The organism is Flavobacterium sp. 270 (assembly GCF_004368785.1).
GTDB lineage: Bacteria > Bacteroidota > Bacteroidia > Flavobacteriales > Flavobacteriaceae > Flavobacterium.
Window position 1 is genome coordinate 441,313 of the sequence record NZ_SODM01000004.1, and the last position, 15,652, is coordinate 456,964.

At 34.1% G+C, this 15,652-nt stretch carries 14 protein-coding genes; 6 read left to right on the top strand and 8 right to left on the bottom strand.

Features of this window, described 5'->3' with window-relative positions; genetic code table 11:
• Positions 1-6: 6 nt before the first annotated feature.
• The 8 genes from EV144_RS16455 to EV144_RS16490 form a co-directional block, all read right to left on the bottom strand.
• Positions 7-1,455, bottom strand: a complete 1,449-nt coding sequence (locus EV144_RS16455; RefSeq protein WP_134150262.1) for a tagaturonate reductase — start codon at positions 1,453-1,455, stop codon at positions 7-9.
• A gap of 210 nt (positions 1,456-1,665) precedes the next feature.
• On the bottom strand, positions 1,666-2,340 hold the full coding sequence (locus tag EV144_RS16460) for a bifunctional 4-hydroxy-2-oxoglutarate aldolase/2-dehydro-3-deoxy-phosphogluconate aldolase (protein WP_134150263.1): 675 nt from the start codon (positions 2,338-2,340) through the stop codon (positions 1,666-1,668).
• A gap of 10 nt (positions 2,341-2,350) precedes the next feature.
• Positions 2,351-3,373 (bottom strand): sugar kinase, encoded by a 1,023-nt coding sequence (locus EV144_RS16465; protein ID WP_134150264.1) that lies wholly within the window; start codon positions 3,371-3,373, stop codon positions 2,351-2,353.
• Positions 3,374-3,546: 173 nt separating this feature from the next.
• Positions 3,547-4,950, bottom strand: a complete 1,404-nt coding sequence (gene uxaC, locus EV144_RS16470) for a glucuronate isomerase (RefSeq protein WP_134150265.1) — start codon at positions 4,948-4,950, stop codon at positions 3,547-3,549.
• A 24-nt stretch (positions 4,951-4,974) separates the two neighbouring features.
• Positions 4,975-5,766, bottom strand: coding sequence for a gluconate 5-dehydrogenase (locus EV144_RS16475; protein WP_134150266.1), 792 nt, complete (start codon positions 5,764-5,766; stop codon positions 4,975-4,977).
• Between the two features lie 2 nt (positions 5,767-5,768).
• Complete coding sequence (gene kduI, locus EV144_RS16480; protein ID WP_134150267.1) at positions 5,769-6,608, bottom strand: 5-dehydro-4-deoxy-D-glucuronate isomerase; 840 nt, start codon at positions 6,606-6,608, stop codon at positions 5,769-5,771.
• A 94-nt stretch (positions 6,609-6,702) separates the two neighbouring features.
• Positions 6,703-8,019 (bottom strand): MFS transporter, encoded by a 1,317-nt coding sequence (locus EV144_RS16485; protein ID WP_134150268.1) that lies wholly within the window; start codon positions 8,017-8,019, stop codon positions 6,703-6,705.
• Positions 8,020-8,062: 43 nt separating this feature from the next.
• On the bottom strand, positions 8,063-9,532 hold the full coding sequence (locus tag EV144_RS16490) for an MFS transporter (protein ID WP_134150269.1): 1,470 nt from the start codon (positions 9,530-9,532) through the stop codon (positions 8,063-8,065).
• Between the two features lie 478 nt (positions 9,533-10,010).
• On the opposite strand from EV144_RS16490, the gene EV144_RS16495 reads away from it, so the two are divergent.
• The 6 genes from EV144_RS16495 (at position 10,011) to EV144_RS16520 (ending at position 15,629) form a co-directional block, all read left to right on the top strand.
• Positions 10,011-10,907 carry an alpha/beta hydrolase gene (locus EV144_RS16495; protein ID WP_134150400.1) on the top strand — a complete coding sequence of 299 codons (897 nt, stop codon included), beginning with the start codon at positions 10,011-10,013 and terminating at the stop codon, positions 10,905-10,907.
• 512 nt (positions 10,908-11,419) lie between these two features.
• Positions 11,420-11,734: a hypothetical protein gene (locus tag EV144_RS16500; RefSeq protein ID WP_134150270.1), complete on the top strand. Its 315-nt coding sequence runs from the start codon at positions 11,420-11,422 to the stop codon at positions 11,732-11,734.
• 86 nt (positions 11,735-11,820) lie between these two features.
• Entirely contained in the window at positions 11,821-12,384 is a 564-nt protein-coding gene (locus EV144_RS16505; protein WP_134150271.1) for a 2'-5' RNA ligase family protein, read from the top strand.
• Positions 12,385-12,727: 343 nt separating this feature from the next.
• Positions 12,728-13,651 (top strand): helix-turn-helix domain-containing protein, encoded by a 924-nt coding sequence (locus EV144_RS16510; RefSeq protein WP_134150272.1) that lies wholly within the window; start codon positions 12,728-12,730, stop codon positions 13,649-13,651.
• 301 nt (positions 13,652-13,952) lie between these two features.
• Entirely contained in the window at positions 13,953-14,678 is a 726-nt protein-coding gene (locus EV144_RS16515; protein ID WP_134150273.1) for an SDR family oxidoreductase, read from the top strand.
• 186 nt (positions 14,679-14,864) lie between these two features.
• Positions 14,865-15,629: an SDR family NAD(P)-dependent oxidoreductase gene (locus EV144_RS16520; RefSeq protein WP_134150274.1), complete on the top strand. Its 765-nt coding sequence runs from the start codon at positions 14,865-14,867 to the stop codon at positions 15,627-15,629.
• Positions 15,630-15,652: the final 23 nt, after the last annotated feature.

The following is a 15,652-nucleotide window of genomic DNA, read 5'->3' on the forward strand; positions in this document are numbered from 1 at the left end:
GCTTTGTTATTTTATTCTATTTTGAAAACTAGCAAAACCTTTTTCAATTCCGTTTGCATCGATTTCTTCTAATGCAATTGCAATTGCTTTTGTTAATGAAGGAATTTCAGTTAAATCTTCATCCCAAAAACCTTTATTTTGCAATGTAAGTCTTGCTATTTTTTCGTAATCATCAGATTTCCACAATTCATTAAAGAATGTTGTAATATCCTCACTATCATTAACCGGTAAATCTTGTCCGTTCCAAGTTCCTTTGTAAAAACGAATTAAAGCTGCAAATGCAAAAGTTAAATGTACCGGAAGTTTTCCTTTGTTTTCTACATAACCTGTTAAACTTGGTAATACACGAACTTTGAATTTAGAAATAGAGTTTAATGCAATTGAAGACAATAAATGCTTCACAAACGGATTTCTAAAACGGTCTAATATTTCTTCAGAGAAACTTGCAAGCTCCCCTTTTTCCATGTTTAAAGTTTCGTTGATTTCTTCAAATAAAGCTTTGTTTATAAATTCTCCTGTAAAAGCATTATCTACAGTTTCTTTTACAGTTTCGTTTCCGTAAAGTAATGAAAATGGCACCATTGCAGTGTGTGCACCATTTAAGATTCTCACTTTTCTTGTACGGTATGACTGCATGTCTGCAACTATTTTTACATCTAAGTCTGTTTTTTCAAACGGAAGTTTTGCTTTTAATTTATCATCACCTTCAATAACCCATAAAAAGAAAGTTTCTGCACTTACGATCAAATCGTCTTTGTAAGTAAGTTGTGCATTGTATTCTTCAATTTGGTCTTTTGGGTAACCCGGAACAATTCTGTCCACTAAAGTATTGTGGAAAGAACAGCTGTTTAACAACCAAGAAACAAATTCTTGTTCTAGTTTCCAATCTGCAGCATACTTTAAGATTATTTCTTTTAAAGTATCTGAATTATAATTAATTAATTCACAAGGAATAATAGTTAATCCTTTTTCGGCAGCACCATTAAAATGCTTGAATCTTTCATGTAAAAGTACGGTTAATTTTGCAGGAAAAGAAACCGGAGGCTGCATTGTAGGCAAATCTGAAGCGATGTATTCGATACCTGCTTCTGTAGTATTTGAAATAATAAATGCTAATTCTTCTTCTTTAGCCAAAGCTAAATATTCCTGAAAAGAAGCATAAGGATCAATTGCTTTTACAATATTGGTAATCAATTCTTTTTCCTGAATTTCTTTTCCTTTTTTAACTCCTTTCATAAACAAGGTGTACAATCCGTCCTGTGCATTGATCATGTTTACCAAACCTTTGTCAATTGGCTGAACCACTGCAATTCCGGCATTAAAATCAGCTTCCTGATTTAGTTTCTGAAAAGCGTATTCAACAAAAGCTCTTAAGAAGTTTCCTTCTCCAAATTGTACTATTTTAATTGGGAGTTTTTCTGTAAGTCCCGCATTTGATCTGTTTATTTTTTCCATTTTATTTTCACTTTAAAGCGTTATAAATAACCACTTAAACCTTATTTATTTTTATTCTTTTAAATTGTAAATGAAGCACTACACTTGCATTTGTAAAACAAAACTTGTTGTGAGGATTTGACAAGCTTAATTTTTGAAGCGTAATGCTCAATTACAATCTCTAAAATCTAAAAAAAACGTATTAAAATAAGGAGTTGGCATGATTACTCCTTATTTATTTTTTCTAATGTCTTTTATAATATCTAAAACCTGATTTACTTTTTTACTCAATCCGTCAAAATCTTTATTGTCTAATATGTCTTTTGAAATCAACTGAGAACCTAAACCTACGCAAGTTGCACCTGCATTTAGCCATGAGCTTAAACTTTCTACTGTTGGATAAACACCGCCTGTAGGCATAATATTTGTCCACGGACATGGACCTTTTATGGCTTTAATAAATTCTGGTCCGTAAATATCAGCAGGAAATAATTTTACAATTTCGCAACCTAATTCTTCTGCTCTTGCAATTTCTGTAAGCGTACCACAGCCCGGAGACCATAATACTTTACGACGGTTACAAGCGATTGCAATGTCTTCTCTAAAAACCGGAGTTACAATAAAGTTAGCTCCTAAACTCATGTACAAAGAAGCCGAAGCTGCATCTGTAATTGAACCAACACCTAACATCATTCCTGGTAATTCTGCCAAAGCATATTTGTTTAATGCCCCGAAAACTTCGTGAGCAAAATCACCTCTGCTTGTAAATTCCATTAATCTGGAGCCTCCATCGTAACAAGCTTTTAAAACTTTCTTGCTTATTTCTATATCTGAATGAAAAAATAGCGGAACCATTCCGTTTTCTTTCATTTGAGAAGCTACTTCTATTCTTGAATATTTTGCCATTTCTTTTTAATTATCTTGATACTAATGCAGAACCATCACCATCAATCATATTTTCCACTTCTTTTAATGTAACCAGGTTATAATCGCCTGCAATAGTATGTTTTAAACAACAAGCTGCAACTGCAAAATCTAATGCTCTTTGGTTGTTATTTTGATATTGTAACAAGCCGTAGATTAAACCGCCCATAAAAGCATCACCGCTTCCTACGCGGTCTACAACCGGAGTTACTTCTTTTACAGCAGCGTTATAAATTGCTTTCCCGTCGTACAAAATACCACCGATTCTTTGGTGTGAAGCACTTACAGAATAGCGAAGTGTTGTTGCCGCTACTTTTAAATTCGGAATTAATTCAAACAATTTATCGTATAAAACCGGAAGTGTTTTTTCATCCTGATAATTCGGATTTACTTTCGGAATTCCCAACATAAAATATGCTGTATCAATATCTCCTAAAATTACATTGCTGTATTTTAGCATTTCTGGCATTACATCGCTTGGCGTTTTACCATATTGCCATAATTTTGATCTGTAGTTTAAGTCGCAGGAAATTTTGATTCCTTTTTTATGAGCCACTTTAATTGCTTCTAAACAAGCTTCTGCTGCACTTTCTGAAATTGCCGGCGTAATACCGCTCCAGTGAAACCATTCTGCACCTTCTAAAACCTGCTCCCAATTTATCTGACCTTTTTGAATAGTTGCCATCGAACTGTGTGCACGATCGTAAACCACATTACTGCCGCGTGTTCCTGCTCCTGTTTCCAGAAAATAAATTCCTAAACGTTCTCCTCCGTAAACTATGTTTTTAGACTCTACGTTCATTTTTCGCATTTCTTTTAATGCCGAACCGCCAATTTCATTTTCAGGCAATCTGGTTACAAATTCAGCATTTACGCCATAATTTGCCAAAGAAACACAAACATTAAATTCTCCGCCGCCGTATGTAGCGCCAAATTCTTTTGCCTGCGAAAAACGTAAATGTCTCTCTGTCGAAAGACGAAGCATGATTTCTCCAAATGCAACTACTCTACTCATATTATTATCTTTAATTTAACCATTAAGGCATTAAGAAAATTAAGTTCTACTTTATTTTCTCTTTGTGATTAAAGGTTAAGTTTATTAAGCCTGTGCGCTTAATTATCTTTTATTATCTAAATAACTTATTTAAACCAAAAACTTAATTTTCTTAATGCCTTGGTTCAAAAAAATTAGAATTTGAAATACTCTTTTGCGTTGTTGTATGAGATGTCTGAAACTAATTTTCCGATCCATTCCATATCGTTTGGCAATTCTCCTCTTTTGATTTCGTCACCAAGAAGATTACACAAAATACGTCTGAAATATTCGTGTCTTGGGAACGATAAGAAACTTCTAGAATCTGTTAACATTCCAACGAAACAGCTAATTAAACCCATATTTGAAAGTGCGTTTAATTGTTTTGTCATTCCGTCTTTTTGATCCAAAAACCACCATCCAGAACCAAATTGTACTTTTCCTCTCACGCTTCCGTCGTTGAAATTTCCAATCATCGTTGCCATAACTTCGTTATCAGCAGGATTTAGGTTATAAATAATAGTTTTAGCCAATTTATCTTTACTGTCTAATGCATTTAAAAATGAAGACAATTTTTGAGCCTGAGGATAGTCTCCAATAGAATCCCAACCTGTATCTGGGCCTAAAATTCTGTGCATACGCGCATTATTGTTACGTAATGCACCTAAGTGAAATTGTTGTACCCAACCTAACTCATGGTAAGTTTCTGACAAAAACAATAAGATGGCACTTTGGAATTTTAAAGCTTCTTCTGGAGATAAAACTCCATTTTCTCTTTTCTTTTTGAAGATTGCATTTACTTCATTTTCTGTGAAGTTTTCAAAATAAATTTGATCTAAACCGTGGTCGCTTAATTTACATCCGTTTGCATTAAAGAAATCGATTCTTTTTCTCAATGCCGTTTGTAAATCTGCGTAAGTGTTAATTGCAACACCGGACACATCCCCTAATGTGTCCAGATATGCATTATATCCATCATTAGCAATTAAGATGGCTTTATCAGGTCTGAAAGCTGTACTCATTTTTGTCGAGATCGGATTCTTAGCCAGTTTTTGGTGAAACTCTAAAGTATCGATCGGATCTTCTGTCGTACAAACTAATTCAGCGTTTACTTTTTTAAGAAGGTTTTGTGTGCTGTAAGCTTCAGAATTAATTTTTTCTGAAGTTTCGATGTAAATTTTCTCTGCCGATTTTTCATTCAACAAATCATAAATATCAAAATAACGCGCTAATTCTAAATGTGTCCAGTGGTACAAAGGATTACGCATTGTATACGGAACTGTTTTTCCCCAGTTTAAGAACTTGTCTTTGTCTGAACCGTTTCCTGTTACAAATTGCTCATTGATTCCTAATGTACGCATTGCACGCCATTTGTAGTGGTCACCGTTGATCCATACTTTTGTGATGTTATCAAAAATAGTATTGTCTGCAATATTCTGCGGATTTAGGTGATTATGGTAATCTATAATAGGCTGGTTTTTTGAGTAATTGTGGTATAACTCTTCAGCAAATTTATTTTCTAGTAAAAAATTATCGTTGATGAATGTGGTATTGCTCATGTCTTTTTAAATATAATTTGAAAATTATTCTTCGTTTGATGGTTTTCCAATTGTTGCAAGGATACCGCCATCTACATATAAAATATGACCGTTTACGAAATCACTTGCTTTGGAAGATAAAAATATCGCTGCTCCGGCAAGATCACTTGGATCTCCCCATTTTGCAGCTGGAGTTCTACTGATAATAAAATCGTTAAACGGATGTCCGTCTACTCTAATTGGCTTTGTTTGTTCTGTAGCAAAATATCCAGGCCCGATTCCGTTGATCTGAACATTGTATTTTGCCCATTCTGTAGCCATGTTTTTAGTCAGCATTTTTAAACCGCCTTTTGCAGCAGCATAAGCAGAAACTGTATTACGGCCTAACTCGCTCATCATAGAGCAAATGTTGATTATTTTTCCTTGTCTTCTTTCGATCATTCCTTTCGCAACATGCTTAGAAACAATAAAAGGACTTACTAAATCAATATCAATAACTTCTCTGAAATCGGCAACTTCCATATCAATTAGCGGAATTCTTTTGATAATTCCAGCATTGTTAATTAAGATATCGATTGGTCCAACTTCACTTTCTATTTTCTGAACTGCAGTTTTCACTTCTTGTTCTTCTGTTACATTAAACTTGTAACCTACTGCATTAATTCCTTCACTTTTAAGTAAAGCTACAGCATCATCAATTTTTTGCTGCGAAGAATTTCCGTTTACCACAATTGTAGCTCCGGCTTGTCCTAATCCTTTTGCCATTGCCATTCCCAGTCCGTGTGTACTTCCTGTAATAAGGGCAACTTTTCCTTTTATATCAAATAAGTTTATCATGATTATCTTAAATCTGTGATTTTACAAACATCCATATCTCCGTAATCTAAATTTTCACCAGCCATCCCCCAGATAAAAGTATAATTACTAGTTCCTGAACCTGAGTGAATTGACCAAGGTGGAGAAATTACTGCCTGATGATTGTTCATCCAGATATGTCTTGTTTCCTGCGGTTGTCCCATAAAGTGGCAAACTGCTTGATTTTCTGGAATATCCAAATAAAAATAAACTTCCATTCTACGATCGTGTACGTGTGCCGGCATAGTATTCCAAACACTTCCCGGACGCAATTCGGTCATTCCCATTTGTAATTGGCAAGTTGTTACAACACTTCCAATAATCATTTGGTTTACAGTACGGTGGTTTGCTGTTTCCATTGTACCTAATTGTAATTTATTTGCTTCTGCCAAGCTTACTTTTACCGTTGGGTAAGTAGTATGTGCCGGTGCAGAGTTGATATAAAATTTAGCCGGATTTTTGCTGTCGTCGCTTTTAAAGATTACTTCTTTGTTCCCGCTTCCGATATACAAAGCATCTTTAAAACCTAATTCAAAAACTTTTCCTTCTACAACAACAGAACCGCTTCCGCCAACATTAATAATTCCGATTTCTCTACGCTCTAAAAAATATCCTGCTTTAAGCGGATCAATAGTTTCTAGTGCTAAATCTCCTTTTACAGGAACTGCAGAACCAGCAATATATCTGTCGTAATGAGAATAAACCAAAACAATTTCATCTTCCTGCATTAAATCATCAATCAAGAATTCATTTCTTAATTCTTGTGTATCATATTTTTTTACAGCTTCTGGGCTTGACGCGTATCTAGAACTATATTTTGTCATATTTTTATTTTAATGTAATCGATTGCACAAAATTATATTTTTATATTTAAAAACCATAATTCAAACTAAAATTTATTTCAATTTTAAATTAGAATTACAATTCTACCTTCTTCATTCTTGGAACTAAAATATGCATTATCAGCCAAGCTAATAAGTACGAAGCCCCGCAAATACAGAACATTATAAAATATCCTGTTTCTATTTTTCCTAATTTAGTATAATAAACAAACATATTTTTCTGAACAACAAGCGTCAGTAAAATCCCTCCAAAAGCACCAAACATTCCTCCGATTCCGGTTACAGAAGCGGTTGTTCTTTTTGGAAACATATCAGACACTGTTGTAAAGATGTTTGCACTCCACGCCTGATGTGCCGAAACGGCTAATCCAATAACTAAAATTGCCAACCACATATTGATTGCGCCCAAATATTGCGAAAACAATACTGGTAAAACTGCAAAAGCATACAATAACATACTTGTTTTTCGTGCTTTGTAAGCTGGCCAGTTGTTATTTATTAATTTTAACGGAAGCCATCCTCCCCCAATACTTCCAATACTTCCGATCATGTAAACCAAAGCACAAGGCCAGATAATGTCTGTAGAAGACAATTTATATTGTTTCATTAAGAAATCGGGCAGCCAGAAAAGGTAAAACCACCAAACTGGGTCTGTCAATAATTTTCCGATTGCAAATGCCCAAGTCTGGCGAAATGAAAGCAATTTTAACCATGAAACTTTTTCTGTATTTTCTTCTTCCTTTACTTCTACAGGATCTGCTGTAATATATTCTAATTCTGCCTGAGAAAGTCTTTTTTGTTTCTGAGGAACTTCATACAATAAAAACCAAAGTCCAAGCCATACAAAACCAACAACTCCGGTTAAGATAAAAGCCCATTGCCACCCATAAGTTGCTGCTATATACGGCACTGTAAGCGGTACAATGATTGCTCCGATATTACTTCCGGAATTAAATATTCCGGTTGCCAAAGCTCTTTCTTTCTGCGGAAACCATTCGGCTGTAGCTTTTATCGCTGCCGGAAAATTTCCTGCTTCTGTTATTCCTAAAAACACACGTGCAATTAAAAACCCTCCGGTTCCGGTTGCTAAAGCGTGACCAATTGCAGCCAAACTCCATAATCCTGTTGCAATCGCATAACCTAATTTTGTACCCAATTTATCAATGAAACCACCGGCAAACAACATTCCGAGTGCGTAGGCGATTTTAAAGGCTAACTCAATATTCGAATAATCAATAACTTCTTGTTCTGGTGTCCAGTGAAAGGCTTCTGCCAAAAAAGGCCGAAGGTAACTTATTACATTTCTATCCAGATAATTGACAGTTGTAGCAAAAAAAACTAAACTGCAAATCGTCCATCGGTATTTTCCAATAACTGCATTAGCTTCGTTCATAATTTAAATGTGGTTTAGGTTGGTTAGTTAGTCATAAGAATCTTTACAGATCCGTAATCGGTGCGTATTTAGGCACAAGCGATTTCATTACAATCCAGCCTGTTAGATAACAAACAGCGCAAATTGAGAAAATAATAAAATATCCGGCTTCAATACCATGAAAGCCCATAAAGGCCATATTTGTTTCTTTAGCAAAATCAAACAGCATTCCCGATCCTTTGTTGATAACAGTCGAACCAATTCCACCTGCCAAACCTCCAATTCCTGTAATCGTTGCAATTGCTTTTTTAGGGAACATATCTCCTACAGTCGTAAAAATATTTGCCGACCAGGATTGATGTGCAGCTCCTGCAATACCAATAATAATTACCGGAATCCAATAACTAATATATCCTAATGGCTGTGCAATCAAGGCTAATAAAGGAAAAAAGGCAAAGATCAACATCGCTCTCATTCTTCCTTCGTACGGATTCATTCCTTTTTTCTCTACGAAATAAGTTGGTAACCAGCCTCCAATAATAGAAAGCAGCGTAATCATATACAATACAAAAAGTGGCAAAGCTGCTTGTGTAGAATCCATTCCATACACAGAACTTAAATAAGCCGGAGTCCAGAATAAGAAGAACCACCAAACACCATCTGTCATAAATTTACCAAAAGCAAAAGCCCACGTTTGTTTGTATTTAAAGCAGTCTGCAAGAGATACTTTAGTCGAAGTATCAAGTACATAACCTTCTATTTTGCTGTCTGCAATATCATCCTGCTGAATATATTCTAATTCTGCCGCACTTACTTTTGAGTGTCTTTCTGGCTTATCATACATAAACATCCAGAATCCCATCCATACAAAACCTAAAGCTCCGATGATGATAAAAGACATTTCCCAGCCAAATGATTTTGCGATAAACGGAATGGAAATTGGAGCCGCTAAAGCCCCTACAGTTGCCCCCGCATTAAAGATACTCGTAGCAAATGCTCTGTCTTTTTTAGGGAAATATTCTGCTGTTGTTTTTATTGCTGCAGGAAAGTTTCCGGCTTCCCCAATTGCCAATACAAAACGAGCAAAAATGAATAAAGAAACACTCACATTAATTACCATTGCGGTATCATTTACATTACGAATAGCGTCTTTTGCTCCTTCAAAACCAACAAACCAGTCGCCTGTAATAATTCCTGAAGTAGCAATACCGCAAAATGCATGAAGACAAGCTCCTACAGACCAAATCCCGATAGCCCAAAGAAATCCTTTTTTAGTATCTAACCAGTCTACAAAACGACCTGCAAATAATAAGGAAACGGCATAAAAAATTGAAAATAAAGCTGTAATATTACCATAATCATTATTTGTCCAGTGAAACTCAGGCGCAATAAAATCATTCCAGGTCAAAGAAAGTACTTGTCTGTCTAAGTAGTTAATTGTGGTTGCAAAAAATAACAATGCACAGATACTCCAACGATACTTTCCTGATGCTTTATTAGTTTGATTTGTTGTAAATGCTTCTGTTTGATTCATGGTAACGGTTTAATATGAAATTTAAATTTTTTGGTAACTTAATCCTTCATTAACTCACTTTAAAAGCATTAAAATCAATAAATTAATGCCTTTGAAACAAAATAATGTAATCGATTGCACAAATATAGTTTTAAATCTTTATATTCCAAATTAATTGAATAAAAAATTATTTTAACTCTTTAAATTAACGTATAGTACAAAAAATACAACACAAAATTACACATTAAACAATATATTTGTTAAATACATAACTGCCACAATTATCCGATTTATGGGGCAAAATCATACCAAAATCAACCGTTTTAAGTTCAATTTGAGGAAAAGCTTTATTAATCATAGAAAATGAAACAGATTTTACTACTTTATTCGGTAGAAATTTCTAAATAAAAAATATCTAATTTTGAAATACATCCAATAAAAACAACTCTAACTAAATCTTTTTAAATTGAAAAAATCAAAAATACATTTCAACTTTATAATGCTTGTATTATTAGCATTTACAAGCCAATTACAAGCTCAAAATCAGACAATTCCGTTATGGAAAACTATTCCTGACGAAATCAAATCTACAGATTACAAGGAAAAAGAAAGCATCACTGACGGGAAAGTGCAAAGTACAACTCAGGTTACAATTCCTACCCTCAGCATTTTTGTTCCAAAAGATGTAAAACCTAATCAGACTGCAGTTATAATATGCCCAGGAGGCGGTTATATGCATTTGGCAATTGACAAAGAAGGTACAAAAGTTGCATTATGGCTTAATAGTTTAGGAATTACTGCTTTTGTTTTAAAATACCGTCTTCCAAACGATTTGATCATGAAAAACAAAAATGTTGGGCCATTACAAGACGCACAAGAGGCAATACGATATGTTAGAAATAATGCCTCAAAATGGAATCTTGACACTAATAAGATTGGTATTATGGGATTTTCTGCAGGCGGTCATTTGGCTGCTTCATTATCGACACATTACGATGATAAGGTATATAGCTCGGATTATAAAGTAAGTGCACGACCAGATTTTTCGCTTTTGATTTATCCTGTAATTTCGATGCAAAATGACATTACGCACAAAGGCTCACAAGTTAATTTACTTGGAAATACGCCTTCACAGGATTTGATTGATTCTTTTTCAAACGAGAAAAAAGTAACTGCTCAAACTCCTCCGGCATTTCTTATTCACGCCACAGATGATACGGTTGTTTTACCAGAAAACAGCATAAATTACTATCTGGCTCTTAAGAAAAACGGAATTGCAGCTGAGTTACATTTATTTGAAAAAGGCGGACATGGTTTTGGTCTCGGCGTAAAAGACACCAGCAAATTTTGGACAAAACAATGTGAAGATTGGCTTAAAACGCATTCTTTGTTATAAAACCAAAAAGTAAGTAATAAAAAAAGGTTTTTAGATTCAGCCGAAAGGCCAAATCTAAAAACCTATAGAAAAATTAAAACTCTATTGTATTATTATTGCAAATTCATACAAAGTTTACCCACGATCAAATGAATATGTAAAATCTTTCCTGTAATAAATGTTTCTCCAAAAACAGTTAATCATAGAAACTAATTTATGAGCTAAAGGTAAAAAGCGTCATAGATTTTGATTTCTATACCACAAATTTAGAAAGTCACCTTGCTAATACCTTACGGGTTTCCTCATTCTAACAAAATATTATCGTTTTTTTAGAACCCTAAAATTTAGCCCATTGTTTACCAACGAATTAAGAAAACAATTTTAACAAAACCCTTGTCAGATTAATCAATCTTTATTTAAATCATTATCATTATTGTAACTCAAAAATCTTTTATTTCAACATTATACTTCTTGTCCTAGATTAAGTTAGAATTACAATTTTACTGATACATTTGCGTATAAAATTACTCATTATGAAAACATTTGAATTCTTAATACTCGGTAAAAACGAACCTATATTAGCTATTTTAACCAGACTTGTAAACGCTTATGAAGATTGGAATGCAATAAGTTTTACTGATGAAAAAACAGCTCAGAATTATTTTCTGCAAAATAAAATTGATATTGTTTTATTAAGCTCCGCAATTGAAGATCATATCGAAAAAGAATTTACTTCTTTCTGCCTAAAAGAACAGCCAGACGTTGAAGTTATTGAACATTTTGGCGGCGGAAGCGGTTTGTTAAGATCTGAAATTCTTCATCGCTTACACTTGAAAGGAAAATTGTAGTTTTAGTTCTTAGTTATTAGTCCTTAGCTCTTAGTACTAATGACTAGGAACTAAGGACCAAGTACTTTAAACCATACTTTTAAAAAATGGAAAAAAAATATTCTGTTGCTATTTATCCTTCGCAAGACGCAATTGACGCTGTTAAGACGATGAAAGATTATTTAAAAAGTAAAATTGAATGGTACAATAGCTGTAATTCTACCGCGCATGTTACAATTTGTGAATTTACTATTGATGATTCCCAAATCGAAATATACAAGCAAAAACTCTTCAAAGTTTCTGATACTTTTACTTCTTTCACCGTATTTTTAGATCATTTTGGATCTTATGATAATGCCGGGGCATTTTTTATCGCTCCAAACGAAGAATCTAAAAACAGCTTAAAACCAATTATGAAAAAAGTCCAAGAGACTTTGAAATCTTTAAAATTGAAAAAAAGCGAAGATCCGCACATGTCAATCGGCAGAAAGTTAACTCCAGAAAATCTAAAAATTGCATCGCAGCTGTTTACTACAATAGATATTGATTTTTTGTGCAAGGAAATGGTATTGAGAGAACTTGATCCCATTAAAAAACAGTTTTTTGTAATTGATACTTTTTCTTTTAATGGAAATACACAACCTGAATTTGTGCAAGGCAGTTTGTTTTAAGTTTTTGCTGCAAAGGCACAAAGGCGCAATTTTTTTGGAGGGAACAAAAAAATCAGTGCAAATCTGTTTAATCTGCTAAATCTGTGAGCAAATTAATCTCGCAAAGTCGCTAAGACGCAAAGTATGTCATCACTATATGGATTCAGCATACGATCCTTCTCCCGAAGCCTCGGGATCGCTTAGGATGACAATTTAGAACAACAATCCGCATAAATCTGTTTAATCTGCTAAATCTTCGAGCAAAATTAATCTCGCAAAGTCGCTAAGACGCAAAGTTTTGGAATTTGGAATTTAAAAAATTAGAATTTATATTTTTCGTATATTTGAATTTTACAATTCCATTATGAAATCACTCGACTCCTTTTATAAAGATATTACCGAAGGTTCAGAAATAGAACCTACTTCTCTTTTACCAAACGACATTCAGAAAGAAATTGGTCATTTTAATATTTTTGACATCAATGAATTGTTAGAGCGGTTAAAAGGAAAACAACAAATGCCTTACGACCGACGTGCCTATTATAAAATAAGTTTGATAAAAGGCAAAAACAGAGCCGAATACGCCGATAAAATAATCGAAATCGATCAATATGCGCTTCTTTTTGCTACACCAAAGATTCCGTATAATTATGTTCCTCAGGATACAAATCAATCTGGACAGTTTTGTGTTTTTACAAGTGAATTTCTTTCAAAAAACAAAAGCGGTATTGATTTAGACGAACTTCCGATTTTTTCTTCTGGTGGTTATCCTGTTTTTCAAATTACTGAAGAAGAAGTTGTTGAACTAGATTTAATCTTCAATAAAATTAAAAAAGAAATCAATTCTGATTATATTTACAAATACGATTTGATTCGGAATTATGTTGCCGAGTTAATTCACTTTGGGCAAAAATTACAGCCTTTAACGGCTTTGTATTCCAAACATAATTCGGCAGCGAGAGTTTCTTCTCTTTTTGCTGAATTGTTAGAACGACAATTCCCAATAGAATCTACAAATCAGCGACTTGAACTACGAACTGCAAAGGATTTTGCCGAAAGATTATCTGTTCACGTCAATCATTTAAATAAAGTTTTAAAAGAAAATACTGGAAAAACCACAACTGAGTTAATCAGTAACCGATTAATAAACGAAGCGAAAATTCTCTTAAAACAAACAGACTGGAACATTTCTGAAATCGCTTATTCTCTTGGTTTTGAAGAGCTGGCGCATTTTTCAAACTTCTTTAAAAAACAAACCACTTATACGCCTTTGGCTTTTCGCAGCTAATTTTAGATTGCAGATTTTAGAGTTTAGATTGTCCTCCTGAGCGATCCCGAGGCTTCGGGAGAAGGATCGCATGCTAAATCCACATAGTGCGTTTTACTGTGCGTGTCCTTCTCCCGAAGCCTCGGGATCGCTCAGGAGGACATAAAATGAGAATTGGAATTTGGAATTTTAAATATTGGAATTTATTTAATCTTGAAATTTTAAATCTGATTTGAATTTTGCAAACTTCGGTTTGATATTTACAATTTCCCAGAACTACTTTGCTCCTACCTTTGTCTTATCAATTTAAAAGATCGAAAAGATGAATTTATCAAACAACAAAATTTTAATAACTGGCGGCGCAAGCGGTATTGGACTTGGGCTTACACAACGTTTTATTGAAGAAAATAATACTGTAATTATTTGTGGCAGAAGAGAATCTGTTTTACAAGATGTAAAAGAACAATTTCCTACTGTGATTACTAAAGTTTGTGATTTGGCTGTAGAAGCAGAACGTGTGGCACTTTACGAATGGATCAAAGAAAATCATCCGGACTTAAATGTTTTAATCAATAATGCAGGAATTCAAAAATGGGTTTCGGTTACCGATGAAGGTTTTTACGAAAGTATGAAGTCTGAGCTTTCTACTAATATTGAAGCTCCATTGCATCTAACTTCATTGTTTATTCAGTTAGAATCTCTTAAAACGGTAATGAATGTAACTTCTGGATTGGCATTTTCACCATTTGCAAAAGTTCCGGTTTATTCTGCAACAAAAGCATTTTTCCGTTCGTTTACGATTTCGCTTCGTCATTTATTAAAAGCAAAAAACATTGAAGTAATCGAAATAATTCCGCCGGCATTAAATACAGATTTAGGCGGTGTAGGATTACATGACGCACATCCGAGCGTAAGCAGTTTTATTGTTTCAATTTTTGAACAATTAAAAGAAGGAAAAACTGAACTTACTTTTGGGACAAGCGAAACAAGATTAAATGCAAGTGTTCCAGAATTAAAAGCATCATTTGAAGCTTTACATGGTAATTAATTTTTAAAACATCGAGACATAGCTTTTTAAAGTTTAGAAAGGCATTTCATTTATTCAAAAACACATAGCTATGTGTGAGAAACGAGTTTCTTTCTAAACTCTTTAAACAAAAACAAAAACCTATGTTTCTATATGTTTAAAACATTCAAAAAAACAACAAATATCAAACAATAAACATCAAATAAAATGGCAGTAAATACAAAAATAGCCCTTGTTACAGGTGGCAGCAGAGGTTTAGGAAAAAACATGGCAATGGCAATTGCAAAAAAAGGACTTGATGTGATCATCACTTACAACAGCAAAAAAGAAGAAGCTGACGATGTAGTAAAAGAAATCGAAAATTTAGGGCAAAAAGCGGCGGCAATTCAACTGAATGTTGCAGATTCTAAAACTTTTGGTTCTTTCTTCGAAAGTGTTTCGGCATCTTTAAAAATCACTTTTTCAACTGATAAATTTGATTTTCTGGTAAATAACGCGGGAATCGGAATTCACAATTCTTTTGCTGGAACTACAGAAGAAGAATTTGATTTATTGACTAATATCCAGTTTAAAGGCCCATTCTTTTTAACTCAAAAGGCTTTAAGTTTAATGAACAACGGAGGCGGAATCATCAATATTTCTACTGGTTTGGCTCGATTTTCTTCTCCGGGTTACGCTGCTTATGCGTCTATGAAAGGTGCGATTGAAACGCTTACAAAATATCAGGCGAAAGAATTGGGCGAAAGAGGAATCAAAGCCAATGTTGTGGCGCCGGGCGCAATAGAAACTGATTTTGGCGGCGGTGTGGTTCGTGATAACGAACAGTTAAACAAAATTTTATCTTCTGTAACGGCTTTAGGAAGAGTTGGTTTACCAGATGATATTGGCGGTGTTGTTGCTTTTTTATGTACCGAAGATGCACGCTGGGTAAATGCACAACGACTTGAAGTTTCTGGGGGGATGAATTTATAGATTTTAAATTCCAAATTTTTTAA

What these genes read in the sequence shown, in the direction of transcription:
- kduI (WP_134150267.1), bottom strand. Translation starts at nt 6,608, where the DNA reads ATGACAAAATATAGTTCTAGATACGCGTCAAGCCCAGAAGCTGTAAAA.
- EV144_RS16520 (WP_134150274.1), top strand. Translation starts at nt 14,865, where the DNA reads ATGGCAGTAAATACAAAAATAGCCCTTGTTACAGGTGGCAGCAGAGGT.
- EV144_RS16455 (WP_134150262.1), bottom strand. Translation starts at nt 1,455, where the DNA reads ATGGAAAAAATAAACAGATCAAATGCGGGACTTACAGAAAAACTCCCA.
- uxaC (WP_134150265.1), bottom strand. Translation starts at nt 4,950, where the DNA reads ATGAGCAATACCACATTCATCAACGATAATTTTTTACTAGAAAATAAA.
- EV144_RS16505 (WP_134150271.1), top strand. Translation starts at nt 11,821, where the DNA reads ATGGAAAAAAAATATTCTGTTGCTATTTATCCTTCGCAAGACGCAATT.
- EV144_RS16490 (WP_134150269.1), bottom strand. Translation starts at nt 9,532, where the DNA reads ATGAATCAAACAGAAGCATTTACAACAAATCAAACTAATAAAGCATCA.
- EV144_RS16460 (WP_134150263.1), bottom strand. Translation starts at nt 2,340, where the DNA reads ATGGCAAAATATTCAAGAATAGAAGTAGCTTCTCAAATGAAAGAAAAC.
- EV144_RS16465 (WP_134150264.1), bottom strand. Translation starts at nt 3,373, where the DNA reads ATGAGTAGAGTAGTTGCATTTGGAGAAATCATGCTTCGTCTTTCGACA.
- EV144_RS16500 (WP_134150270.1), top strand. Translation starts at nt 11,420, where the DNA reads ATGAAAACATTTGAATTCTTAATACTCGGTAAAAACGAACCTATATTA.
- EV144_RS16510 (WP_134150272.1), top strand. Translation starts at nt 12,728, where the DNA reads ATGAAATCACTCGACTCCTTTTATAAAGATATTACCGAAGGTTCAGAA.
- EV144_RS16485 (WP_134150268.1), bottom strand. Translation starts at nt 8,019, where the DNA reads ATGAACGAAGCTAATGCAGTTATTGGAAAATACCGATGGACGATTTGC.
- EV144_RS16495 (WP_134150400.1), top strand. Translation starts at nt 10,011, where the DNA reads ATGCTTGTATTATTAGCATTTACAAGCCAATTACAAGCTCAAAATCAG.
- EV144_RS16475 (WP_134150266.1), bottom strand. Translation starts at nt 5,766, where the DNA reads ATGATAAACTTATTTGATATAAAAGGAAAAGTTGCCCTTATTACAGGA.
- EV144_RS16515 (WP_134150273.1), top strand. Translation starts at nt 13,953, where the DNA reads ATGAATTTATCAAACAACAAAATTTTAATAACTGGCGGCGCAAGCGGT.